At 65.4% G+C, this 21,510-nt stretch carries 23 protein-coding genes, 1 tRNA gene and 1 pseudogene; 18 read left to right on the forward strand and 7 right to left on the reverse strand.

What is annotated here, in order from left to right:
* Positions 1-117: 117 nt before the first annotated feature.
* The 9 genes from GGR33_RS20735 to GGR33_RS20775 all read left to right on the forward strand — a co-directional run bounded on the left by GGR33_RS20735 (position 118) and on the right by GGR33_RS20775 (position 7,381).
* Positions 118-1,209, forward strand: coding sequence for a Rieske (2Fe-2S) protein (locus GGR33_RS20735; RefSeq protein ID WP_183508965.1), 1,092 nt, complete (start codon positions 118-120; stop codon positions 1,207-1,209).
* Between the two features lie 10 nt (positions 1,210-1,219).
* Positions 1,220-1,912, forward strand: coding sequence for a tetratricopeptide repeat protein (locus GGR33_RS20740; RefSeq protein WP_183508967.1), 693 nt, complete (start codon positions 1,220-1,222; stop codon positions 1,910-1,912).
* A gap of 4 nt (positions 1,913-1,916) precedes the next feature.
* Entirely contained in the window at positions 1,917-2,210 is a 294-nt protein-coding gene (locus tag GGR33_RS20745; protein ID WP_183508784.1) for a hypothetical protein, read from the forward strand.
* Positions 2,211-2,295: 85 nt separating this feature from the next.
* On the forward strand, positions 2,296-2,760 hold the full coding sequence (gene ureE / locus GGR33_RS20750) for an urease accessory protein UreE (RefSeq protein ID WP_183508786.1): 465 nt from the start codon (positions 2,296-2,298) through the stop codon (positions 2,758-2,760).
* Positions 2,760-3,446 (forward strand): urease accessory protein UreF, encoded by a 687-nt coding sequence (locus GGR33_RS20755; RefSeq protein WP_183508788.1) that lies wholly within the window; start codon positions 2,760-2,762, stop codon positions 3,444-3,446. The genes ureE and GGR33_RS20755 overlap by 1 nt, the downstream gene beginning before the upstream one ends.
* A 13-nt stretch (positions 3,447-3,459) precedes the next feature.
* Positions 3,460-4,155 carry an urease subunit beta gene (locus tag GGR33_RS20760; RefSeq protein WP_183508797.1) on the forward strand — a complete coding sequence of 232 codons (696 nt, stop codon included), beginning with the start codon at positions 3,460-3,462 and terminating at the stop codon, positions 4,153-4,155.
* 10 nt (positions 4,156-4,165) lie between these two features.
* Positions 4,166-5,878, forward strand: a complete 1,713-nt coding sequence (gene ureC, locus GGR33_RS20765) for an urease subunit alpha (protein WP_183508799.1) — start codon at positions 4,166-4,168, stop codon at positions 5,876-5,878.
* Positions 5,875-6,531 carry an urease accessory protein UreG gene (gene ureG, locus GGR33_RS20770; protein ID WP_183508801.1) on the forward strand — a complete coding sequence of 219 codons (657 nt, stop codon included), beginning with the start codon at positions 5,875-5,877 and terminating at the stop codon, positions 6,529-6,531. The genes ureC and ureG overlap by 4 nt, the downstream gene beginning before the upstream one ends.
* A gap of 1 nt (position 6,532) precedes the next feature.
* Positions 6,533-7,381, forward strand: coding sequence for an urease accessory protein UreD (locus GGR33_RS20775; protein ID WP_246413329.1), 849 nt, complete (start codon positions 6,533-6,535; stop codon positions 7,379-7,381).
* A gap of 482 nt (positions 7,382-7,863) precedes the next feature.
* On the opposite strand, the gene GGR33_RS20780 is transcribed toward GGR33_RS20775, so the two are convergent.
* Genes GGR33_RS20780 through GGR33_RS20790 form a run of 3 tightly spaced genes read right to left on the reverse strand, consistent with a single transcriptional unit; the run spans position 7,864 to position 10,835 of the window.
* Entirely contained in the window at positions 7,864-9,669 is a 1,806-nt protein-coding gene (locus tag GGR33_RS20780) for a methanol/ethanol family PQQ-dependent dehydrogenase (RefSeq protein WP_183508803.1), read from the reverse strand.
* 27 nt (positions 9,670-9,696) lie between these two features.
* Entirely contained in the window at positions 9,697-10,641 is a 945-nt protein-coding gene (locus tag GGR33_RS20785; RefSeq protein WP_284211826.1) for a site-specific tyrosine recombinase XerD, read from the reverse strand.
* Positions 10,642-10,682: 41 nt separating this feature from the next.
* On the reverse strand, positions 10,683-10,835 hold the full coding sequence (locus GGR33_RS20790) for a histidine kinase (protein ID WP_183508805.1): 153 nt from the start codon (positions 10,833-10,835) through the stop codon (positions 10,683-10,685).
* A gap of 173 nt (positions 10,836-11,008) precedes the next feature.
* Between GGR33_RS20790 and GGR33_RS20795 the strand changes: the two genes are divergently transcribed.
* Together GGR33_RS20795 and aroB are read left to right on the forward strand one after the other, a co-directional pair.
* A complete protein-coding gene (locus tag GGR33_RS20795; RefSeq protein ID WP_183508807.1) occupies positions 11,009-11,620 on the forward strand; it encodes a shikimate kinase in 612 nt (203 codons plus the stop codon).
* 15 nt (positions 11,621-11,635) lie between these two features.
* Complete coding sequence (gene aroB / locus GGR33_RS20800; RefSeq protein ID WP_183508809.1) at positions 11,636-12,754, forward strand: 3-dehydroquinate synthase; 1,119 nt, start codon at positions 11,636-11,638, stop codon at positions 12,752-12,754.
* 15 nt (positions 12,755-12,769) lie between these two features.
* Here the strand turns inward: aroB and GGR33_RS20805 are convergent, their stop codons facing one another.
* Both GGR33_RS20805 and GGR33_RS20810 read right to left on the reverse strand, forming a co-directional pair.
* Positions 12,770-13,357, reverse strand: a complete 588-nt coding sequence (locus GGR33_RS20805; RefSeq protein ID WP_183508811.1) for a sigma-70 family RNA polymerase sigma factor — start codon at positions 13,355-13,357, stop codon at positions 12,770-12,772.
* On the reverse strand, positions 13,354-13,587 hold the full coding sequence (locus tag GGR33_RS20810) for a NepR family anti-sigma factor (protein ID WP_183508813.1): 234 nt from the start codon (positions 13,585-13,587) through the stop codon (positions 13,354-13,356). The genes GGR33_RS20805 and GGR33_RS20810 overlap by 4 nt, the downstream gene beginning before the upstream one ends.
* A gap of 434 nt (positions 13,588-14,021) precedes the next feature.
* On the opposite strand from GGR33_RS20810, the gene GGR33_RS20815 reads away from it, so the two are divergent.
* Positions 14,022-14,097: transfer RNA gene (locus tag GGR33_RS20815), tRNA-Thr, on the forward strand.
* A 172-nt stretch (positions 14,098-14,269) separates the two neighbouring features.
* Here GGR33_RS20815 and GGR33_RS20820 read toward each other — a convergent pair.
* Positions 14,270-15,169, reverse strand: coding sequence for an HNH endonuclease (locus GGR33_RS20820; RefSeq protein ID WP_183508815.1), 900 nt, complete (start codon positions 15,167-15,169; stop codon positions 14,270-14,272).
* 430 nt (positions 15,170-15,599) lie between these two features.
* On the opposite strand from GGR33_RS20820, the gene GGR33_RS20825 reads away from it, so the two are divergent.
* The 3 genes from GGR33_RS20825 to GGR33_RS20835 all read left to right on the forward strand — a co-directional run bounded on the left by GGR33_RS20825 (position 15,600) and on the right by GGR33_RS20835 (position 17,955).
* Positions 15,600-16,508, forward strand: a complete 909-nt coding sequence (locus GGR33_RS20825; RefSeq protein WP_183508817.1) for a LysR family transcriptional regulator — start codon at positions 15,600-15,602, stop codon at positions 16,506-16,508.
* 197 nt (positions 16,509-16,705) lie between these two features.
* Positions 16,706-17,461: an SDR family NAD(P)-dependent oxidoreductase gene (locus GGR33_RS20830; RefSeq protein ID WP_183508819.1), complete on the forward strand. Its 756-nt coding sequence runs from the start codon at positions 16,706-16,708 to the stop codon at positions 17,459-17,461.
* 131 nt (positions 17,462-17,592) lie between these two features.
* Positions 17,593-17,955 (forward strand): cyclophilin-like fold protein, encoded by a 363-nt coding sequence (locus GGR33_RS20835; protein ID WP_183508973.1) that lies wholly within the window; start codon positions 17,593-17,595, stop codon positions 17,953-17,955.
* Positions 17,956-18,053: 98 nt separating this feature from the next.
* On the opposite strand, the pseudogene GGR33_RS26040 reads toward GGR33_RS20835, so the two are convergent.
* Positions 18,054-18,176: pseudogene (locus GGR33_RS26040) on the reverse strand (IS5-like element ISNeu3 family transposase); the annotation flags it as partial.
* A gap of 653 nt (positions 18,177-18,829) precedes the next feature.
* On the opposite strand from GGR33_RS26040, the gene GGR33_RS20845 reads away from it, so the two are divergent.
* From GGR33_RS20845 to GGR33_RS20855, 3 genes are all read left to right on the forward strand, one after another.
* Positions 18,830-19,621 (forward strand): hypothetical protein, encoded by a 792-nt coding sequence (locus GGR33_RS20845; RefSeq protein WP_183508821.1) that lies wholly within the window; start codon positions 18,830-18,832, stop codon positions 19,619-19,621.
* A gap of 45 nt (positions 19,622-19,666) precedes the next feature.
* Complete coding sequence (locus GGR33_RS20850; RefSeq protein ID WP_183508823.1) at positions 19,667-20,200, forward strand: hypothetical protein; 534 nt, start codon at positions 19,667-19,669, stop codon at positions 20,198-20,200.
* Positions 20,201-20,307: 107 nt separating this feature from the next.
* Complete coding sequence (locus tag GGR33_RS20855; protein WP_183508825.1) at positions 20,308-21,507, forward strand: nucleotidyltransferase domain-containing protein; 1,200 nt, start codon at positions 20,308-20,310, stop codon at positions 21,505-21,507.
* The last annotated feature ends 3 nt before the right edge of the window (positions 21,508-21,510 follow it).

Below are 21,510 nucleotides of genomic sequence, written 5' to 3' on the forward strand. Positions count from 1 at the left end.
GGAGGGGTGCAAGCCCCGCACGCCTCTCGTCCAATTTCTCTTCGCCTGCGCTGTCCTTTGGATGCCCTTCCAGGAACGCCGATGTCTGTCAGATCGCACCCGGCTGCCCCCCAAACCATGCCCGCGGCCGGCTTCATCGCGGACCGGCCTGATCTCGGCCACGCCGCTGATGGATGGGATCTCTCCGATGCCTCCTTCTTCGCCGCGGCGCTGAATCCCACCGAGCCGCGGCATCTTCCGCCCACGGCCTATCGCTCCCTCGCCTTCGCCAACCTCGAGGACGATGCCGTCTGGACGCGGAACTGGGTGTGCATCGGGACGCTGGAGGAAATCCCGAGGACGAACGACCTTCTGCCCTTCACCGTCGGGCATCATGGCATCCACGTCCAAAAGCGAGCCGATGGTGGCCTCGTCGGACGCTTCAACAAGGCCCAGCACGGTGGCTGCCGAGCGGTGCCGCTTCAGTGCCAGACGGGCACAAAGACGCGCTGCTCCTTCACCGCCTGCGGCTACAGCCGCGACGGCCTGCCCATCGCGGCCACGTCGGATGGTGGCCCGACGCCCGCCATGCACCAGTATCTCGGTTTGCGCCCGGAACGGCTGCTGCCGGTCGCGGTGCGGACTTCGGGGTCGATGATCTTCGTCAACCTGGACGTCGGCGCGACCTCCGAGCCGCTCCAGAACCTCGCCTTCGAAGACGAGAGCTCCGGCCCCATCGGGACGATTCAGACCATTCGCCGCGAATATCCGATCAACTGGAAACTGCTCCTTGGAGCGTTCGCAGCCGGCGACGTCGCCCTGCCGACGAGCGACAGCCTCTGGCTGACGACGCGGTTGAAGGATGGCACGGCAGCCGAAGCGCGGGTCCTGTTTCCGAACCTGATCCTGTTTTCGGCGCGCGGCGAGACCTGCGCCGTCATCGTCCAGCCGACTGCCCTCGGTGAGACCCTGTGCCGGATTGCCCTGTTCGGGAGCAGGGCACGCAGTGCGGTCGACTGGCTTGCCGAACTCGACTCGCGCTCTCGCCAGGCGACCGAGCTTCAAAGAGATCTGCTGGACTCTCCGGAGACCAGCGTGGCGCCCCATCATCCGTTTCCGAACGCGGCCGAGCGCTGGCTCCATCGGCGGCTCGCTGCCGCGGTCCGAGCACGGCCGCAGATCGACACGACCGAACCTCTTTACGCGACAGCTTTAGGCAGGAGACGCTGAACCCATGAGCATGTCATCCGCACGGGCATGTCCGACGCCATCCGTCGACGAAAATCTCGCAAAGGCCATCGAGGCATTTCGCGCCGGCGATTACGCCCAGTCGCTCGCGCAATTGCGACCTCTCGCCGAGGCCGGAGCGGCCGAAGCACAAGCATGGCTCGGAGCGCACTACGCCAACGGCTTCGGCGTCGAGTCGTCCCTGACCGAGGCATTCGGCTGGTATCGGCGCGCTGCCGAGCAGGGCAACGTAGCGGCCGCAACCAATGTCGGTGCCATGCTGGCCATGGGCCAGGGCGTCGCGCAGGATCGCGGCGAAGGCGCGCGCTGGCTCGAACAGGCGGCAGCGGGCGGCGACGTGATGGCGCAATACAACCTCGCAACGATGCTGACGAAGGGCGACGGCCTGCTGGCAGATCCGGCACGCGCCGCCTCGCTTTACCGATCCGCGGCCGAGGCCGGACATTACCCCGCACAGGCGCGTCTCGGGCATCTCTACGCGAACGGCATCGGTGTCGAGAAGGACCGGATCGAAGCCTTTGCCTGGCTTTCGCTGGCCGCGCAGCACGGCGTCGGCACGGCGCTCAACGCCCTCGAAGCCGTCATCAAGGAGATGTCGGCGGAAGAGAAGCGCGCTGGCATGACGCGTGCACAGAGCCGCCGCATCGGTCCAGCCGATGCCCGCATCAACCCGATCCCGGGCTGAGCCGATGGTCTACAGCGTCCAGCAGATCAAGTTCGAATTCATCAGCTACGTCAAAGAGTTCGGCGCGGATTTTCGCGAATGGTCGGTCGGCGTCGCGGACGATGCCCGTCGGGCGCTCTTTCTGGAGAACGGTGTCGACGAGGCGGGAGACGTCTGGCTCTGGAAGCCGGCGCTCACGCCTGCTGCCGCCGCCATGATCCGGTCCTGGCTGGTCGATCGTCACGGTGTGACGAATGTCTCTGAGGGGACTTCGGGCGCTGAGATCTTCCTGTTCAAGCGGCTGACCGCGGAACGTTGACAGGCGTCCGTATGGGCGCCCGTCTCTCGGCTCGGGTTATGCAAGAGGCGGCAGCCGACCAGACCAATCGACGAAGAGGCTATCGATGCGGGTCATCGACCGGATCTTGGGAAGACGGGACGACACCGAGATCGCCCATCGACTGCATCATCTCGAACACCACCATGCGGTCGACGTTCTCACGATCCCGAGCAGCGATGTCGCCCGCCGACGGCTGAGGGCGACCACGGTCGGCGGCGAGGAAGTCGCTGTTGCTCTCTCGCGGGATCAGACCCTGTTCGATGGAGCCGTCCTCGTTCTCGACGAGGGCCATGCCCTGGTGGTCCGGGTCGGAGAGCAAAGCTGGCTCCGGCTGGTCGCACGCGACAAGGCCGATGCGCTGGAACTCGGCTATCACGCCGGCAACCTGCACTGGCGCGTGCGTTTCGACGGCGAGGCACTGCTCGTCGCCCTCGACGGACCGGTCGATGACTATCTGGTCAGGCTGGGCGCGCTCGCCACGGACGGCCGGTTGACCCATTCCGTCGTCGACCCGGTTCAGGCGCATTGATGCTGGCAGCTCTGCTCGCCCTCCAGCATGCGGATTCCGCCTTTCCGAGCGGAAGCTTTGCCTTCTCGAACGGCATTGAGGGGCTTGCTGCCCTCGAGCCGAATTTCGGCGCGGACGGATTGGCCCGAGCCGTTACCGCGATTCTGCGCCATCGCTGGGCACGCAGCGAGCGCGTCGCCCTGACCCTCGCGCATCGCGCCACCGGCGACTTCGTCCGGCTGGCAGCTATCGACGAGGCCATCGAAGCCGCGACCCTGGCCGAGACGATGCGCCAGGGCAGCCGCCGAAACGGGGCCTCGCTCCTCGTGACGCATGCGCGTCTCGGAACGCCTGGCGCCGCCGAGCTGCGCGCTGCCTTGTCCGCCGGCACGGTGTTCGGTCATCTCGCTATGGTCCAGGGTGTCCTGTGGCGCGGACTGGGACTGGACGAGGCCGCGGCAGCTCAGATCTCCGGGTACCAGACCCTGGCAGGACTGGTGACCGCCGCGATCCGCCTCGGTGGAGTCGGTGCCATCGAGGCGCAGCGCGTCGTCGGCGAGGTGCTGCCGGTGCTGGCCGAGGTGCTGGCCGAGCCCGTCGAGACACCGGCCACGCCGGATGCGATCCGCCTGGAATCCTTCACTCCCCTCGTCGAGATCGCGGCCGCGCGTCATGCGCGGGCCGATCTGCGCCTGTTCGCCAACTAGGAGGCCGTCAGCGATGCTGCTCACGCCGACCGAACTGGAACGCCTGACCATCTTCACGGCAGCCGAACTCGCGCGGAAGCGGCGCGCGCGCGGCCTGAAGCTGAACTACCCCGAGGCGGTCGCGATCATCACCGATGAGATCCTCGAAGGGGCGCGCGATGGGCGCACCGTCGCCGATCTGATCGGATGGGGCTCGACCATCCTGACGACCGGCGACGTCATGCCCGGCATCGCCGCGATGATGCACATCCTGCAGGTCGAATGCGTCTTTCCCGACGGCACCAAGCTCGTGACCGTGCACGAACCGATCCGTGCCCCCGAGGGCGCGGAAGCCGACACCCTGCATCCAGGCGAGATCCTGTCGCTGGACGGCGAGATCGAGCTCGCCGCGAGCCGGCCCCGAACGGAGATCGAGGTCGTCAATACCGGCGACCGGCCCGTCCAGATTGGCTCGCACTACCACTTCTTCGAGGTGAACCGGGCGCTCGATTTCGATCGCGCGAAGGCGCTCGGCTTCCGCCTCGACATCCCGGCCGGCACCGCCGTTCGCTTCGAGCCGGGGCAACGCAAGACCGTCGCCCTGGTCGGCTTCGGAGGACAGCAGGAACTCACGGGGCTCAACAACCTGACGCAAGGTCGTCTCGACAGCGAGCCAGCGCGCGCCGCGGCTCTGGCGCGCGCGAAGGCCCGCGGCTTCAAGGGCGCCTGAGGAGGACGCGATGGTTTCGATCCCACGGCGCGACTACGCGGCCCTATACGGCCCGACCACCGGCGACGGCGTTCGCCTCGGCGACACATCGCTCATTGCGGTCGTCGAGAAGGACTACGCGGTCTACGGCGACGAATGCCTCCACGGCGGCGGCAAAACGCTCCGCGATGGGATCGGACTGGCGCCAGGGATTACGAGTGCCGAGGGCGCGCTCGATTTCCTGCTCTGCAACGTCATGGTGATTGATGCGGTGGTCGGCATCGTGAAGGGCGATCTCGGCATCAAGGACGGGAAAATCGTCGGCATCGGCAAGGCCGGCAATCCCGCGATCATGGACGGCGTCGACCCGCGCCTGATCGTCTCCGCAGGCACCACGGTTCGGGACTGCGAGGGACTGATCGCCACGGCCGGCGCCATCGACGTCCACGTTCATTTCGACTCCGCCGGCCTGCCCGACCACGCCATTGCTTCGGGCATCACGACGCTTCTCGGCGGCTCCCTTGGTCCGATCACCGTTGGCATCGATTCCGGCGGCCCCTTTAACACCGGAAAGATGCTCCAGGCGGCCGAGGCCTGGCCGGTGAATTTCGGCTTCTTGGGGCGCGGCAACACGCATCGGCCGGCCGCGCTCAAGGAGCAGCTCGAGACCGGCGTGCTAGGCCTGAAGATTCATGAAGACTGGGGCGCGATGCCGGCTGCGATCGATGCCTGCCTCGGCTTTGCGGACGAGTACGACTTTCAGGTCCAGCTGCACACCGACACGCTAAACGAGTCCGGCTTCGTCGAGGACACGCTGGCGGCGATCGGGGGCCGCACGATCCACATGTACCACACCGAAGGCGCCGGAGGCGGCCACGCGCCGGACATCATCCGCGTCGCCGGCTTGTCACATTGCCTGCCCTCGTCGACGAACCCGACCAACCCCTACACGGTCAACACCTTCGACGAGCACCTCGATATGACGATGGTGTGCCACCACCTCAATCCGGCCCTGCCGGAGGACGTGGCCTTCGCCGAGAGCCGGATCCGCGCGCAGACCATCGCCGCCGAGGACGTCCTCCATGACATCGGCGCCATCGCCATGCTTGGCTCGGACAGCCAGGGCATGGGACGCATCCACGAGGTGATCTGTCGAACCTGGCAGCTCGCCTCCAAGATGAAGGACCAGCGCGGCACGCTGCCGGAAGACAAGCCGGGCTTAGGCGACAACGCCCGGATCAAGCGCTACATCGCCAAATACACGATCAACGCCGCCCGCACCTTCGGCATCGCCGACCACATCGGCTCGCTGGAAGACGGCAAGATGGCCGATATCGTCGTGTGGCGGCCCGCCTTCTTCGGCATTAAGCCGGAGCTGGTGATCAAAGGGGGCTTCATCGCCTGGGGTGCGATGGGCGATTCAGCTGCCTCCCTGATGACCTGCGAACCCATCCTAATGCGCCCGCAGTGGGGTGCCTTCGGCCTCGCCAAGCAGGGCCTGTCCGCCTGTTTCGTACACCCCCTCGCGGTCGAGGGCGGCCTGAGTGGCAGGCTCGGCCTGCGCAAGGCGCTGCTTCCGGCGCGCGGCACACGCACGCTGACCAAGGCCGACATGCTCTGGAACGACCTTTGCCCCGACATTCGGGTCGATCCGCAGACCTTCGACGTCTTCGTCGACGGGCAACTCGCGACCTGCGAGCCGGCCCGAGAGCTTCCTCTCGCCCAGCGATACATGTTGCGATGATCCAGGCTCTGAAGTCCGAAGCCGCCCTTGGCCCCCCCTCCCTTGCCACGGCCGCCCGCATCGGCATCGGTGGTCCGGTCGGCTCGGGGAAGACAGCGCTGATCGAGCGCCTGATCCCGGTGCTCGCCGGTCGCGGCGTTGATCTCGCGGTGGTGACGAACGACCTCGTCACGAAGGAGGATGCCGAGCGCCTGCGCCGGTCCGGGCTAATTGACCCCGAGCGCGTCTCGGCGGTCGAGGCGGGAGCCTGCCCTCATACCGTGATCCGGGAAGATCCGACGCTCAACATCGCAGCCGGCGATACGCTCGAGGGCCGGTTCCCGGGCCTGGAACTGCTCATCTTCGAGTCCGGCGGCGACAACCTCGCCTCGACCTTCTCCCTCGATCTCGTCGATTGGTGGATCTTCGTCATCGACGTGGCGGGCGGTGACGACATCCCGCGCAAGCGCGGCCCCGGCGTCCTGCGCTGCGATCTGCTCGTCGTGAACAAGACCGACCTCGCGCCCCACGTCGGAGTCGATCTCGATTCCATGCTCCGGGAAGCAAGGGGGGTGCGGAGCGCGAAGCCGGTGATCGCGACGAACGCCCGATCCGGGCAGGGCGTCGATGCCGTTGCGGACGCGATCTGTCGGGCAGTGCTGTTTGCGCCCTGAGATGCTCCATACCGGACCGATGACGGCGGGAGCGGGTCGACGCTCGCAGGCGACGCTCGTCTTCGCGAAGGGCGGCGGCAAGACGGTGCTGACCCGTCAGACCGTGCCGTACCCGTTTCACATCACGCGGCTCTTCCAGTTGCATCCGCAGAAGCCGGATCTGGCGACGCTCTTCCTGCAATCAGCTTCGGGCGGCCTCTATCGCGCCGACCGGCTCGGTCTCGACATCGAGATGCGAGGCGAGGCCCACGCCCATGTCACCACCCAGTCGGCGACGGTGGTGCACGATACCGGTGCATCGCCCGCGAGGCAGGAGACGCGGCTCGACCTCGCATCCGGAAGCCTCTTGGCGCTGCAGCCCGATCCGCTGGTGCTCTTTCCCGGTGCTGCGCTCGAACTCGATACGCGGATCGTTCTGGACCGGGGAGCCAGCGCGATCGTCACCGAGAGCTTTGCGAGCCACGATCCCCGCGGCGAAGGGCGCCCTTTCGAGAGCATCTCGATCGCGCTCGAGATCACCGATCGTTCAGGGCGGCGACTGGCGACCGAGAACGCCGTGGTACACGGCGAGGATTTCGCAGGGCCTTCGTCGCCCCTGGGATCCTATCGCGCCTACGGCTCGATGCTGATCCTGGCGACCGAGGCCGCTCTGCCCGACATCAATGAGCTGCATGACGCGATGGGTGCTGCCAATTGCCTCGGCGGCGCGAGCCGTCTCCCGAACAATGCCGGACTTTCCCTGCGGCTTCTCGCTCCCGATGGCGGCCACCTCGCCAGAGGCTTGGATGCTGCTTTCGCAACCGCTTTCAAGGCGCTCTCGGGCCTCCAGCCCGGTCGGCGTCGGAAATGAGCGCTCCCAAAGTTCGCGGTGAACAAAGTGGGAGGAAGGTTTCGAGCCCTTAGTAGCATTGCAAATCGGCCGTTTCAGGCTCCGCCCTGGCCACAGGGCCGGGATCCACTCGACGGGAACCGGCCCGTGTCGGAACGTTCTTACGATTTCTGCCGTCGTTGGATCGAAGACCCGGACGCCGTCCAGCAGAGATCCGGTTGATCATCTACGCGAATGTCAGGACGGCGGAATGTCCGATCGATGGCAGTCCCAACGAAGCTGCGGCTTAGTCTCAGTCTGTCCGCACCACTTCTGAAAGGGATCGAGCGCCGCATTTCTACACGTCGGGACTGGCAGCAGCCTGTCGACTTTTTGGCCAGCTCCTGCCGTAAGTCGACGTTTGCTTGTTGAACCTAGCGCCCGAAAGCGGACCGGCAGGTGTCCAGCCAACTCGAACATTCCGAGTGGACATCGAGCGTTAGACCTCGATCACTCGCGCAGCCTCACGGCAGCGCGAACACCGTGAGTTGGCCGCCGGGTGCGGTGTATTGCGAGAGCGCCGCGTAACCGCCAACGGCCCCGGAGCCGTCGGACGGGTCGGTCAATCCGGCCGCGAGGCCGATCCCCGCCCAGCCGCCGACGCCGGAGAGGACGGCGATGTATTGCCGGCCGTCATGCAGGAAGGTCATCGGGTTGCCGACGATGCCGGAGGGCGTCTTGAAACGGTAGAGTTCGTGGCCGTCGCGGGCATCGACCGCCTTCAGCCAGCCCTCCAGCGTCCCGTAGAACACCACGCCGCCCGCCGTCGCCAGCGCGCCCGACCACACCGAAAAGCGCTCCGGGATCGACCAGGCGATCCGGCCCTTCACACCGTCCCAGGCGATGAAGTTGCCCGTCCGGTCGGAGCCGGGCGGCGGATAGAGCCCAAGCGTCGCGCCGACATAGGGCTGGCCCGGCACGTAGGTCACATGGAAGGGCTCGTAATCCATGCAGAGATGGTTGGTGGGCACGTAGAACAGGTGCGTGTCCGGGGAGTACGCCGCCGGCTGCTGGTTCTTGGCCCCGAGCGCGGAGGGGCAGATACCCTTCATCACCTCGTCTTCGCCGGTCGTCTCCGGCGCGTGATCCTTGTCGACCACGGGGCGCCCATAGGTGGGCGAGGCGCGGTCGCGATCGATCGCCGAGGCCCAGTTCACTGTCGGATCGAATTTTTCCGCCGTGATCAGCTCGCCCGTGGCGCGGTCGAGGGTGTAGCCGAATCCGTTGCGGTCGAAATGCGTGAGAAGATGGCGCGGCCGGCCGTCGACCTCCTGATCCGTCAGGATCATCTCGTTGACGCCGTCATAGTCCCACTGGTCGTGCGGGGTCATCTGATAGAACCAGGCCGCGCGGCCCGTGTCGGGATGGCGCGCCACGATCGACATGGCCCATTTGTTGTCGCCCGAGCGCTGGGCCGGGTTCCAGGTCGAGGGATTGCCGGTGCCGTAATAGAGGAGGTCGAGCGCGGGATCGTAGGAGAACCAGCCCCAGGCGCAGCCCCCGCCCATCCTCCACTGGTCGCCCTCCCAGGTCTTCAGCGAGGAATCCCGGCCGATGGGCTTGCCGAGTTCGGTCGTTTTTTCCGGATCGACCAGCATGTCCTCGTCCGACCCCGTCGCGTAGGCGCGCCAGAGCCGCTTGCCGTCCTTGAGGCCATAGGCGGTGACGTGGCATCGCGCGCCGTATTCGCCGCCCGAGATGCCGACGATGACCAGATCCTTCACGGGCAGCACCGTGGCCGTGTTGGTCTCGCCCTTAGACGGGTCGCCGTTCCTCACCGACCAGTTCACCCGTCCGGTCTCGGCATCGAGCGAGACCAGGGTGGTGTCGTTCTGGTGCAGGAGGATCGCTCCCTGTGCGTAGGCGAGGCCGCGGTTGACGGTGTCGCAGCACATCACCGGCACGACGTCGGCCGCCTGCTTCGGCGCGTATGTCCAAAGGATGCGGCCGTCGTGGTCGAGATCGAGCGCGTAGATAGTGTTCGGAAACGGCGTGTGCACGTACATCCGGTTGCCGATGACGAGCGGCGCGCCCTCATGGCCGCGCAGCACCCCTGTCGAGAAGGTCCAGGCCACCTTGAGCTGGGAGACGTTGCCGGCGGTGATCTGGTCGAGCCGCGAAAAGCGGGTGTTCGCGTAGTTGAGCGTCTGCAGCGCCTGTTGGCCGGCATCGGCGAGCCTGGTTTCAAGATCGGTTTTTTCAGGCTGGCCGACGGCGAAGGCCGGATTGGCGAGAGCCCAGAGGAGCACCGGCAACAGAAGACGCTTCATTCGAAAATCGCTGTGTCCGAGAACCCGTCAGCCGTCGTTCAACGGGTGCAGGTCGCGCACCATGCTCTTGAGGCGATCGTCGAGCACATGGGTGTAAATCTGCGTGGTCGAGATGTCGGCGTGGCCGAGCAGCTCCTGGACGATCCGCAGATCCGCACCGTTGCGCAGCAGGTGGCTGGCGAAGGCATGGCGCAGCACGTGCGGCGAGATCCGGTCGGCGCGGATGCCGGCCGCCGTGGCCGCCACCTTGAGATCGCGCGCGAAGGCCTGCCTGGTGAGATGCCCGCTCTCGCTATCTGCCGGAAACAGCCACGGGCCATCGCCCGGAACGTGCGCCAAGTGCTCGCGCATGGCCTCGCGGGCGACTTCGGTCAGCGGCACCAGCCGCTCGCGCCCGCCCTTGCCCTTCACGACGAGGTAGCGCTCCCGTGTCGAGGCGGCCGAACGCGGCAGTGCGATCAATTCCGACACGCGCAGGCCCGTGGCGTAGAGAAGCTCCAGAAGGCAAAGCATCCTCTTGGCCCTGCCGGCCTCCGCCGGGATCTCCGCGACGGCGATGCGCTGGCGGGCCGCCGACAGCAGGCCGTCGACTTCGGCAATCGAAAGTACCTTCGGCAAGGATTGCGCGCGGCGAGGCCCGGCCACCGGCGCGCTCGGATCGGATTCCGAAAAACCCTCGGCGTAGAGAAACTTGTGGAAGCCGCGGAGGCAGGAGAGACGGCGCGCGGCCGAGGAAGCCTTCAGGCCGCGCGGCTCGAGATCGGCGATGTAGGCGCGCAGAGTCGCTGCATCGGCGTCGACGGGGACGATGCCCTCGGCGGCGAGGTAGGCGAGGTAATCGTCGAGGTCGCGCCGATAGGCCGCGAGGGTATTGGCGGCGGCGCCCCGCTCGGCCGCGAGCATGTCGAGATAGGGCTGAGCCAGATCGGCGGGAGGCGGTTCCGACCCGCTTGCGGCGGCCGGCGCCGCCACCGGGCGACGTCCTCTCCGTGATGGGCCAGGACGGCTCCCGGTCACTTGCCGCTCGGTTGGAGCTTCGATGCGGGGATGGTTACGCTCATCTCCCGTTGGGTCGGCTGCACGAAAGTCGCCAGGGCGAAGATTCCGGCGAAGACGGCACCTCCGAGGATGGCCAGGATCGCCAGGAAGCGGAACAGGGACGGCACGGCGCGCGAACCTTTCGGACGAACTCTACGATGCGCGCGGCAGGGCCGCTTGCGCCTGTCGGACCGGGAGGATCTGGTCCCATGCGTGGCGCGCGAAGGCAAGGTCCACGAAGCCACAGGCAGAGCTTGGCGAATGGCTTCGCCCGCTCTCGAAAACCGTCTATGACCGCGCGATGACCGACCCCGACGCCACGGGCTCAGAGCCGGACGACCCGATCGAGGCGCGCATTCGCCGCGCCCTCGGCGCGCGCTCGATCGTGCTCGTCGGCCTGATGGGTGCGGGCAAGAGCACGGTCGGCCGCCGCCTGGCGACCCGCCTCGGCCTGATGTTCAAGGACGCCGATTCCGAGATCGAGGCGGCCGCCAACCTCACCATCACGGATCTCTTCGCGATCTATGGCGAGGAGAGTTTTCGCGAAGGCGAGGAGCGCGTCATCGCCCGCCTGCTGCGCCAGGGGCCGATGGTGCTGGCCACCGGCGGCGGCGCCTTCATGCGCAACGCCACGCGCGAGCGGATCACCGAGAGCGCCGTGTCGGTCTGGCTTCGCGCGGAACTCGACGTGCTGATGCGGCGCGTGAAGAAGCGCGGCACGCGCCCGCTCCTCCAGACCGCCGACCCGGAGGCGACGATGCGCGACCTCATGGCCGTGCGCCACCCGATCTACGGGCAGGCCGACGTCATGGTCCTGTCCCGCGACGTCTCGCATGACCGCGTGGTCCAGGACGTGCTGGAAGCTCTCGACGTCTGGCTGACCCCGCCGGCCCAGGGCGTCGCGGCGCAGTAAAGTTCGAGCGAGAGAATGAGCGAGCGCCTCACCGTCCACGTGCCCCTCGATCAGGGCCGCGACTACGACATCCTGATTGGCCGCGGCCTGCTCGACGAGGCCGGCGCGCGCATCGCCGCCCTCGGCGGCCGGGCGGCTGCCATCGTCACGGACGACACCGTCGGCGGCCTCTATGCCGAGCGCGTCCGGGAGTCGCTGGAGGCCGCAGGGCTGCGCTCGGGTATCGTCAGCGTTCCTCCGGGCGAAGCCTCGAAGAGCTATGCGCGCTTCGCCGAAGTCTGCGACGGCCTGCTCGGACACCGGATCGAGCGCGGCGATCTCGTCGTAGCGCTCGGCGGCGGTGTGGTCGGCGACCTCGCGGGCTTCGCGGCGGCCTCGCTCCGCCGGGGCGTGCGCTTTGTCCAGGCGCCGACGAGCCTGCTCGCCCAGGTCGACTCCTCCGTCGGCGGCAAGACCGGGATCAACTCGCCGCTCGGAAAAAACCTGATCGGCGCCTTTCACCAGCCCCGCCTGGTCCTCGCCGACACTGCGACGCTCGACACGCTGTCCGAGCGCGAGATGCGCGCCGGCTATGCAGAGGTCGCCAAATACGGCCTGATCAACGATGCCGGCTTCTTCGACTGGTGCGAGGCGAACTGGCGGGGGATCTTCTCCGGCGGCCCGGAGCGCGATGAGGCCGTCGCAATCTGCTGCCGCTCGAAGGCCGGCGTCGTGGTGCGGGACGAGCGCGAAGACGGCGAACGTGCCCTGCTCAATCTCGGCCACACCTTCGGTCACGCGCTGGAGCGGCTGACCGGCTACGACTCGGCCCGTCTCGTCCACGGGGAGGGCGTTGCGATCGGCCTCGCCCTGGCCTTCCGCTTCTCCGCGCGGCTGGGTCTTTGCCCGGGCCAGGATGCCAGACGCGTCGCCAATCACCTCGCTCTGGCCGGATTGCCGACGCGCCTGAGCCAGGTTCCGGGCGGGTCGGGCGGTGCGGACGCGCTGCTCGATGCCATGGCGCAGGACAAGAAAGTGCGCGACGGGCGGCTGACCTTCATCCTCGCTCGCGGCATCGGGCAAAGCTTCATCGCACCGGGCATCGACGCCGCCGACATCCGCGCCTTCCTCACGGACGAACTGGCTGCCGTGTAGGCCAACCGACCGAGGCTACGGGCCGCCGAGGGCTGCGCGGGTCATGGCATCGGCACCGATTTCGCCGCCTTTCTCGATGCCGAGCACTTCGGTGAGCCGAAGCCTTGCGCGGCTCACACGGCTCTTCACGGTGCCGACGGCAACGCCGCAGATCTCGGCCGCCTCCTCGTAGGTGAAGCTCTGCGCGCCGACGAGCACCAGGGCCTCGCGCTGGCTGTAAGGCAGCAGATTCAGCGCGTCCTGAAACTCGCGCAGTTCCAGCTGCACCTCCTGCTCGGGCAGGCTGGTCAGCTTGCCCGCCATCACGCCGTCGACATCCTCGACCTCGCGCTTGCGCTTGCGCAGCTCGGAATAGAACAGGTTGCGCAGGATGGTGAACAGCCACGCGGTGAGGTTGGTGCCGCGCTGGAAACTATCCGCCTTGGTCCAGGCCCTCACCAGCGTGTCCTGGACCAAGTCGTCGCTGCGATCGAGATCGTATGTCAGCGAGTAGGCGAAGGCTCGCAAAGCGGGGATCGCCCCGAGCAGCAGAGACCTCATCTCAGCGTCGGCTCCGGGCGGCGTGCTCGACGGCGCCAGCGTGGCGATTGCAATCGGGGTCATCGTGTGCCCTCCGTGCTTCGATCCTGGGCGGCAAGCTCGTCGACGAGCCGCGTCAATCTCTCGGGCAGGGGCTGGTTGAGGACGCCCGCATAGAGAAGGCGTAGGTCGCGCCCGATGCGTCGGCGCGCCTCGGCTGCAACGCCGCTGGCCGGAGACCTCTCCGCATTCGGGCCGGATGCGCGAGGTGCCGCCCGTCCGATCTGGAACTGGTCGCGCTCGTGATCGCTCATCGCTCCCCGCCATCGTGCCTGCCTTGAGGGCCACGGCCGACATCGGAGCTTGCGGAAATCCTGAGACCGGCGCGCTCCCGTCGGATGGGGCCATCACTGAGGTCGACGTGCTAGGTCACGGCGATTTAACCGCTTCTGAAATTGGTATTCAGTTGTTTTTCAAGAAGCAGAAACGATCGGAAACAAGCACAAGATCGCTGTTATAGCCAAGTTTATCACTAGCTTGACTACCAACCGCCGTGAACTGCTTCATAAGCTCGACAAGCACCACAACCCCGGCCGCGGCATCTCATTCGTACAAGGTGCGGAGTTGAGCGGCCCGATCGCTGGATCTGGTTCTCGGTGCAGAAGCAATCACAGGTTTCAGCAGCGGGCTGCGGACCCGTGCACCGGCTTGCATGGTGCCGAAGCGGCTGGTAGCCCATTTCCCCGATGCCGGTTTAGCTCAGCTGGTAGAGCAACCGCCTTGTAAGCGGTAGGTCGCGAGTTCAAGTCCCGCAACCGGCACCACTCTATCTCCCTCGAAAGACAGGCTTTTCTGAATTCCAGAAGCCGCCGCCGAGCGCCCTTCGAAGGCCGTGGTTGCACGGTGGTTACATCGAAGGCTGGATCGACGAAGCGCAGACAGTGTGCTCGGCGATGGCAGCATACTGCTGCCGAGTCGCCCATACGCGCGTGCGGTTCACTGCTTGAAGCAATGTTCTCGGTGCCAAGCGAGGAAATGCGGATGCGGTCGGTCGAGTGCCCTGAGGGGCGCAAGGGCTCGACCTGTCTTGTTGATGAAATTGCGGATCCCATCCGGGTCGTTCGTTTGACGCGAAATCAGGATCTCAAGGTCGTCGGAAAGGCTGATCAAACCGCGATCAAACATCCAATGCGCGGTGCCCGACAGGGCAAGCCCATTGGTGACGATGTCGGGACCGTTCGCTTCAACCGATCGGATATGCGCCGCAGCGACTTCGGCACGCCCGCCACCGTTCAACAATTTCAATCCTGTTAGCACACATCTCTCGCCATAAGCGGCGAGAACGACTCGCCGAAAAACTCGATCCCGCACGATCCGTGAGGTGATCTGGGCAACGCGCTCGCGCGCCTCGTCGAGACCAAATGGCACCTGAGGCTCAGCAAAGCCGGGATCGGCAGCGCGCTCACCGACGCGCGGCAGCACAGCGTTCTCGTCATCCAGACCACGGTTCAGAATGCGATCGAAATCAGTTGGCGAAATCGACCGTACCGCGGCCTGCGCACGTCCCGAGATCCGCCCCTGTTCGTTCAGAACACCCCGCTCGAGAACACCGCCTTCATCTGCAAATGGGACTGGTTGCGCAAAATCGAGGTAGCTACCTGGCTCAATGAGCGCGACAAACATGCCAACAACGGAAGGATCTGGAATGATGTCTTCGACACGGGCGATTGCGAAATAACCGCGCGTGCCTGCAAGTTTGCGCGGCTCGTAATAGACAATCCAGTCGCTAAGACATGCCTGAACACGACTCAGGTACTGCTTTGGAAATTGATAGCGTTCGGCAGGGCTGTCATCATAAATCGAATCTGCGCGATGTATAAAAACGCCAAGGGTCATTCACAGACACTAACGGGTTGCGCGCGCCAGCGGCAATCTCGGCGCGATCGATGTGATCTACCATCGCTACGTCGTCATGCAATACGACCACCTCGATGGCGTTGCGCCCAAAACGCTCACTCAGGTCAATCGTGCGAACGCTTCGAGGCGGACGTTCCAAGAGCTGCAATTGCAGTTGTGGATCGCGCCAGAAGCAGATGTTGGCCTCCTGCTCGCAAGCGGACTTTCCGGACCCGACCCAACAACGTCGTAGGAGCCTTCCCAAGCGGCATTCGAAAGCGGCCGCTCTCAAGTCTGCGTTTTCCGCTGCGACCGTGCGAATTTAGGACTTTTGGCACGCTCGATAATACTGTCGGAGGCGCATTCCGCCTGTTTCCACGGGCCGCACGTGGCAATTGCCGGGCACGATCGGGAAAGGCACACTTCACCCGTGCCAATCAGCCGCTCCGATCTAGCCGATTTCAGCTACTTCCTCGCCATCGCACGGCATCGCAGCTTCCGCCGAGCCGGGCTGGAAGTCGGGGTCAGCGCGTCCGCGCTAAGCCACGCATTGAAGGGGCTGGAAACGCGGCTTGGTGTCCGCCTGCTCAACCGCACCAACCGGAGCGTCACCCTGACAGCGGCCGGAGAGGCGCTGTTCGCGGCGATCGAGGCACCTTTCACGGCGATCGGGTCGGCCGCCGAGGTGCTGAACCGCTACCGGGGCGAGCCAGTGGGGCGTATTCGTCTCAACGTCCTGCAACACGCCAGCGCGCTCCTTCTCGCGCCGGTGCTCCCCGTTTTCATCGAGCGGTATCCCGACATCGAGGTTGATGTGCAGGTGTCCAACCACCTGCTCGACGTGGTGGAGGCAGGAGCCGACGCGGGCATCCGCTACGGCGGCACGGTGCCGGAGGACATGATCGCCCAGCGGCTGTCGGCCGATATCCGGTGGGTGGTGGCAGGCTCCCCGGATTACCTCGCCCGGCATGGGGTTCCCGCGCACCCGACCGATCTGCTCGTCCATCGCTGCCACCGCATCCGCCTTGGCAATGACCGCATCTATCGGTGGGACTTCGAGCGCGGTGGGGAAACGCTCGCGCTCGACGTGCCGGGCGCGATCACCATCGATGACACGCCGTTCGTCGTATCACTGGCAACGGCCGGTGCCGGGCTGGCCTACCTGCCTGAACCGGTTGTCGCGCCGCTGGTGGAGCGGGGCGCATTGCGCATTGTGCTTGAGGAATGGTCATCCACGGGGCCGGGCTTCCACATCTATTATCCGAGCCGCCGCCAGCTCCCGACCGGCCTGCGCCTCCTTATCGAGCTAATACGCGAGCTGCGCCCGCTCGATCTTTGAGCGCCATCCCGCGCTTATAATGAGCCCAGCTCATCGTCGCGTTGATGCGTAAGCGGCTTACCCGCCTCGCTCCGACCGCCTACCTTCAAGCTACGAACACGCCAGCCGATCCGCTTTAGACTGTTTTCGCCGGCAGGGCGAAGGTCAAACGCGCGGGACAGTCCAAGCACATCCACCCAAGAACAAGGAATAACATTATGCCGAGACCTGATCGCTTCACTGGCAAAGTCGCTTTCGTCACTGGGGCTGCGGGCGGCATCGGCCGCGCGGCGGCCATCGCCTTCGCCGTCGAGGGCGCGCGCGTCGCCATCCTAGACCGTACCGAGGACGCGCTACGGAGCACTGAGGCGGCGGCGAAGGCGGCAGGCGGCGAAGTGCTGGCCATCACGTGCGACGTGTCCCGGCCGGAGCAGGTGGAGGCGGCCGTCAACCAGGTGGTCGAACGGTTCGGGCGGCTGGACGTGGCGTTCAACAATGCTGGCGTCGAGAACAAGGCGGCCCCGCTCCACGAGATCGAGCTTGAGGAGTGGGATCGCATCCTCGGCATCAATCTGCGCGGCACCTTCGTCTGCATGAAGCACGAGCTGGCGCAGATGGTGCGCCAGGGCGGGGGCGTGGTGGTCAACACCGCGTCGGGTGCAGGGATCTGCGGTGTCGCCGGCGGGGCTTCCTACGCCGCTTCCAAGCACGCGATCATCGGCATGACGAAGTCTGCCGCGCTCGACTACGCCAAACAGAACATCCGCGTGAACGCCGTCCTGCCCGGCAACATCGAGACGCCGATGATGGACCGCTTCACCGGCGGCGACATCCAGAAGGCGATCGACCTTGAACCGGTCGGCCGTCTGGGAAAGCCGGAGGAGATCGCGGAGGCGGTGCTGTGGATGGCTTCCGACCTTGGCGGCTTCGTCACCGGCGCAGCGACCGTGATCGACGGCGGCTGGTCGCTGTGATGGCCCGGTTGCACGCACCACGCGGGTTGTTGTCCCTCGCGCTCACCACAACCCTGGCGGCAACGTGTGAGAGCGGGCGCGCCGAGTCCACGCCCAGCCGGGCTGGCGCGGAGGGAAGGAACGCCGTGACCATGATCGAGATCGTTGCCGGTGATCGGCGGTGGAAGGCGCGCATCGACTCCACCCCGGCCGGGCGCGACTTCCTCGCTCAGCTACCGCTGGAGCTGACGCTGAAGGATTTCGGCGGCAACGAGAAGATCGCCGACCTGCCCCGACCGCTCACCCGCAAGGATGAGCCCGTGGCCGCGACGCCGCGCGCGGGCGATGTTGCGTTCTATGCGCCATGGGGCAACCTCGCCATCTTCTACCGGGACGGCCACCATTCGCCCGGCCTGATCCCGCTGGGCCGAATCGAGGGAAGCGCAGCTCCGTTCGAGGAGCGCGGGCCGGTCAAGGTTTCGATCCAGCCGGTCGCAACAGCCCCGTCAAAATAACAGAACGCCACGCAGATATCTTCCTCGACACTTTACGCTGTCGCTCATCTTCAAATTGCGCTCCGGCAGATGCTGTCAGTTCGCTCCCGACCGCAGCCCCATAGAACGCCGTTCACAAACAGCCGGTTGTCAGCGCCGCTGCGACCAGGATCGCCCACCTTTCCGGACAGCAGTGGTGCAATCCGCAGCCATTGCTCCTCGCTCAACTCGTATCGCTTCACGCCTATCGATCCACTTCGAACCGTAAAACTCGGAGACGACTTGATTCAGCACACTGCCCTCAGGGAAACCCTGAATGTGAATTGGTCCCAGCTCGCTGTCGCATTGGGTCTCACCGCTTGCGAAACGTCTACTAATTCACTTTTGCGCTCCAAAGCAGACCATCCCAAATCCACCCAACCAAGTCGTGCACCGCCGCCGCTACGCGCCACAAACGGACCATCGCAACTGTCCTAACGAACGTCTGCACACGAAGAAAGAACAGACGCACGTGTCTTAGGCTAGCGGTCACCACATCCTTGTTGTAGGGCCGCTCGGCGACCTCGTCCGCGAACATGCGGAAGTAGTCCGTGACGACCGCAGCGACCTCCGCCGAGGATCAACTTGTGCAGCTTTGAGGTAGCTGGGCGCTTCGGTTGCTAGAAATTCCCTTCGAAAGCGGGCTCTCGGTCGTCAACGGCTAGCTGTAGCTGTGGAGTGGTTCGGGGGCGGGTATCCTGGCCGCTTAGGAATTCTCCCCGATTCGTCTCCGAGAGCGTCGTCGAGCATGTTGATCCGATTGTGGGGAAATTGGCTTGGGGCAAGTGATGTTGACAGGGCGGTACGTGCGGCGGGAAACCCTTTCGCCTCGCCTGCGCCGGTCACCTTCCAGGTGATGAGCGAGACCAAGCTGCTGCTCGATGCTTGCGTGCGCCTCCTTGCCTATTCGAACCAGATTATTGCTCAAGGCATCCCGGTCCGTCTCGTGTTCGAACTCGGCCCGGCGATGGGCTACCTCGACCGGATGGGGTTCTTCGATCACCTCACGCCTGAGGTTGAGGTATTCCCGGATCGTCCTGCTGTGTCCGGCGCGTATGTGTTCGGAGGCAACAACCGGGGCCTCGTGGAAATCTGTGCCATCCGTCCGGGGATGGATGCCCACGACCTGATCTCCAAGCTGAAGGGAACCATTGGCGCGACCTGCGGGGGCCGGACCGATTTTCCGCAATTCGAGGATGCGATGACAACGATCCTCTCGGAGCTAATGGACAACGTGTACCTGCACGGTGGTAACGGTGCGACCGGTCATGCTGCCTTCCAATCGTACCCAGCCTCCAACAAGGCGCGTGTCGTGGTCTCCGATAACGGGCGGGGGCTGATGCAGACCATCCGCCCCCCCTTGGAAGATCGAGACCCGAGCTATCGCCACGTTCGGGACGTTGACCTGCTCGTGGAGATGTTCCGCGATGGCCTGTCGCGATTCGACGACCCCTCTCATGGAAATGGTCTGAAGGGGTGTGCGACCAAAGCGATCAAATATCGCGCCACGCTCGATGTGCGGCTCAGGTCGCAAGCGGTGACGCTGGTGCCGTCGGGGGAGGCATACATCCAAAATACCGCCTTCCTCTCATCGGATTTACCGGAGCTCGCCGGAACTCACATCGCTTTCGAACTGTCTCTTGTCTGACGCCATCATCACCGCTTAAATGACGGACATGAACCAGGTGCTCCGATGATCGTGCTTCGCGATATGATGCCCAAGTCCGAGGGCTGGGGCCGGGAGATGGGTCGACCGGTTTTCTCGAAGCTCGTCGAGCATGTCGAGCGCAACCCCGACCAGACGATCTTCCCAATCTCCTTCAAGGGCGTGAAGCAGGTCGACTACTCCTTCGCATCAGAGACGGTCGTTCAGCTCGCCCGTCGCTACAAGGGCGAGAAGGGCTTCTACCTGTTCGAAATCGCCACGCCTTACATCGAGGAAAACATCGACGCGGCCGCCCGTCGTGTCGAGCAGCCGCTGGTCATCGGCGATGCGAAGGGCCATCGGTTTATCGGCGCCGAACCCAGCACCGGATCGAAGGCCGCGCTCGATTTCGTCGTCGCACGCTCGCACGCACGTACCGCCGAAATCGCTGCCGGCATTCATGTCACGGTGGCGAACGCTTCCATGAAGCTCAAGCAGCTATGGTCGAGCGGCTTCCTTCTGCGGCGGGAAAGCGTCGCCGATTCGGGCGGTGTCGAGTTCGTCTACCAGCGCATCGCATAGGTCGTCGGGGTTCGTAGTAAACGAGCCCTTGACGACATTCGGCCACATCACCATAAATGGCTTCACTTAAGGAGATTGGCGAGCCGCCCATCTCATTGGAGATGCCCATGTTCGTTGATCATCGCTTAGCCCATCGAAAGGCCTACATCATCAACCTGCTCGCGCGCATGTGCGCCGAGCTCGACATCACCGAAAGCCGGCTCCAGCAGGCTAAAGAGCGCTACGAGGGCGTCGCCCGGTGGCTTGCCGCTGGCGACCACTTCCTGCTGCACGACCTCTCCATCTACCTGCAGGGCTCCACCGCCCTCGGGACGTCGGTGCGCCCCGTCGGCAAGAACGAGCACGACGTCGATCTCGTCGCATTCTTGCCCGAGGGGTCCACAGCGCAGACGCCCGCCTACATTAAGAAGGTGATCGGCGACCGCCTCAAGGCGCACGCGACCTATGCCCGGCTGCTGGAGGAGAAGATCCGGTGCTGGCGGCTGGTCTACACGAACGAGTTCCACCTCGACATCACGCCGGCGATCCTGAACCTCGCCTGCCGCAACCAGGGGGAGCTCGTCCCCGACAAGAGCCTGCGGGAATGGAAGGGCAGCAACCCGCGCGGGTACCGCGAGGCGTTCGAGGCACGCGCGGCGCTGGTGCCGCTCATCAAGGTTACGAAGGCCTTTGACGAGTCGATCCAAAGCCGCGCCGACATCGAGCCGTTCCCCATCACCTCCAACGGCCGCAGCATCCTGTGCAGGATCGTCCAGGTGGCCAAGCGGCACCGCGACGTCCACTTCGAGGGGCAAGATCTCGCCCTCTGGCCGATCTCGGTCATCCTCACCACGCTGATCGCGTGGAGCTATGAGCGCTGCGTCAAGGCGGGGGTCTACGAAACCGAGTTCGACCTCATGATCGCCGTCCTGAGGGGGATGCCGGACTTCATCCGCCGGACGCTGCCGGACGGATCCCCGGGCTGGCACATCCCGAACGAGACCACCATCGACGAGAACTTCGCGGAGCGCTGGAACGACGACCCGGACAAGGCAGGTGCCTTCTTTACTTGGCACGCCAAGGCGGTGGCGGACATGGAGAACCTCTCGCGCGTCGATGGCGCCGACCAGGTGCGGAAGGGGATGGACGAATCGTTCGGGCCCCGTCCGGTCGGCGCCGCCTTCACCGCGCTGGACAACGAGATCGCCAATGTCCGCCGCTCCGGCCTGTTGAAAGTGGCGCCGCTCGTCGGCCTCACGGCCGCGCCGTCCGTCGCGGCTGCTGTCCCCGTCAGGAGCAACACGTTCTTCGGGCGGGACTGCGGATGAAGC

It is taken from the genome of Methylobacterium brachythecii (assembly GCF_014196345.1).
GTDB lineage: Bacteria > Pseudomonadota > Alphaproteobacteria > Rhizobiales > Beijerinckiaceae > Methylobacterium > Methylobacterium brachythecii.

Bases quoted from the DNA above. Each gene is read 5' to 3' on its own strand.
- GGR33_RS20775 (WP_246413329.1), top strand. From the start codon at position 6,533: ATGCTCCATACCGGACCGATGACGGCGGGAGCGGGTCGACGCTCGCAG.
- GGR33_RS20845 (WP_183508821.1), top strand. From the start codon at position 18,830: ATGAGCGAGACCAAGCTGCTGCTCGATGCTTGCGTGCGCCTCCTTGCC.
- GGR33_RS20780 (WP_183508803.1), bottom strand. From the start codon at position 9,669: ATGAAGCGTCTTCTGTTGCCGGTGCTCCTCTGGGCTCTCGCCAATCCG.
- GGR33_RS20745 (WP_183508784.1), top strand. From the start codon at position 1,917: ATGGTCTACAGCGTCCAGCAGATCAAGTTCGAATTCATCAGCTACGTC.
- GGR33_RS20850 (WP_183508823.1), top strand. From the start codon at position 19,667: ATGATCGTGCTTCGCGATATGATGCCCAAGTCCGAGGGCTGGGGCCGG.
- aroB (WP_183508809.1), top strand. From the start codon at position 11,636: ATGAGCGAGCGCCTCACCGTCCACGTGCCCCTCGATCAGGGCCGCGAC.
- GGR33_RS20810 (WP_183508813.1), bottom strand. From the start codon at position 13,587: ATGAGCGATCACGAGCGCGACCAGTTCCAGATCGGACGGGCGGCACCT.
- GGR33_RS20795 (WP_183508807.1), top strand. From the start codon at position 11,009: ATGACCGACCCCGACGCCACGGGCTCAGAGCCGGACGACCCGATCGAG.
- ureC (WP_183508799.1), top strand. From the start codon at position 4,166: ATGGTTTCGATCCCACGGCGCGACTACGCGGCCCTATACGGCCCGACC.
- ureG (WP_183508801.1), top strand. From the start codon at position 5,875: ATGATCCAGGCTCTGAAGTCCGAAGCCGCCCTTGGCCCCCCCTCCCTT.
- GGR33_RS20735 (WP_183508965.1), top strand. From the start codon at position 118: ATGCCCGCGGCCGGCTTCATCGCGGACCGGCCTGATCTCGGCCACGCC.
- GGR33_RS20740 (WP_183508967.1), top strand. From the start codon at position 1,220: ATGTCATCCGCACGGGCATGTCCGACGCCATCCGTCGACGAAAATCTC.
- ureE (WP_183508786.1), top strand. From the start codon at position 2,296: ATGCGGGTCATCGACCGGATCTTGGGAAGACGGGACGACACCGAGATC.
- GGR33_RS20760 (WP_183508797.1), top strand. From the start codon at position 3,460: ATGCTGCTCACGCCGACCGAACTGGAACGCCTGACCATCTTCACGGCA.
- GGR33_RS20855 (WP_183508825.1), top strand. From the start codon at position 20,308: ATGTTCGTTGATCATCGCTTAGCCCATCGAAAGGCCTACATCATCAAC.
- GGR33_RS20755 (WP_183508788.1), top strand. From the start codon at position 2,760: ATGCTGGCAGCTCTGCTCGCCCTCCAGCATGCGGATTCCGCCTTTCCG.
- GGR33_RS20820 (WP_183508815.1), bottom strand. From the start codon at position 15,169: ATGACCCTTGGCGTTTTTATACATCGCGCAGATTCGATTTATGATGAC.
- GGR33_RS20830 (WP_183508819.1), top strand. From the start codon at position 16,706: ATGCCGAGACCTGATCGCTTCACTGGCAAAGTCGCTTTCGTCACTGGG.
- GGR33_RS20805 (WP_183508811.1), bottom strand. From the start codon at position 13,357: ATGACCCCGATTGCAATCGCCACGCTGGCGCCGTCGAGCACGCCGCCC.
- GGR33_RS20835 (WP_183508973.1), top strand. From the start codon at position 17,593: ATGATCGAGATCGTTGCCGGTGATCGGCGGTGGAAGGCGCGCATCGAC.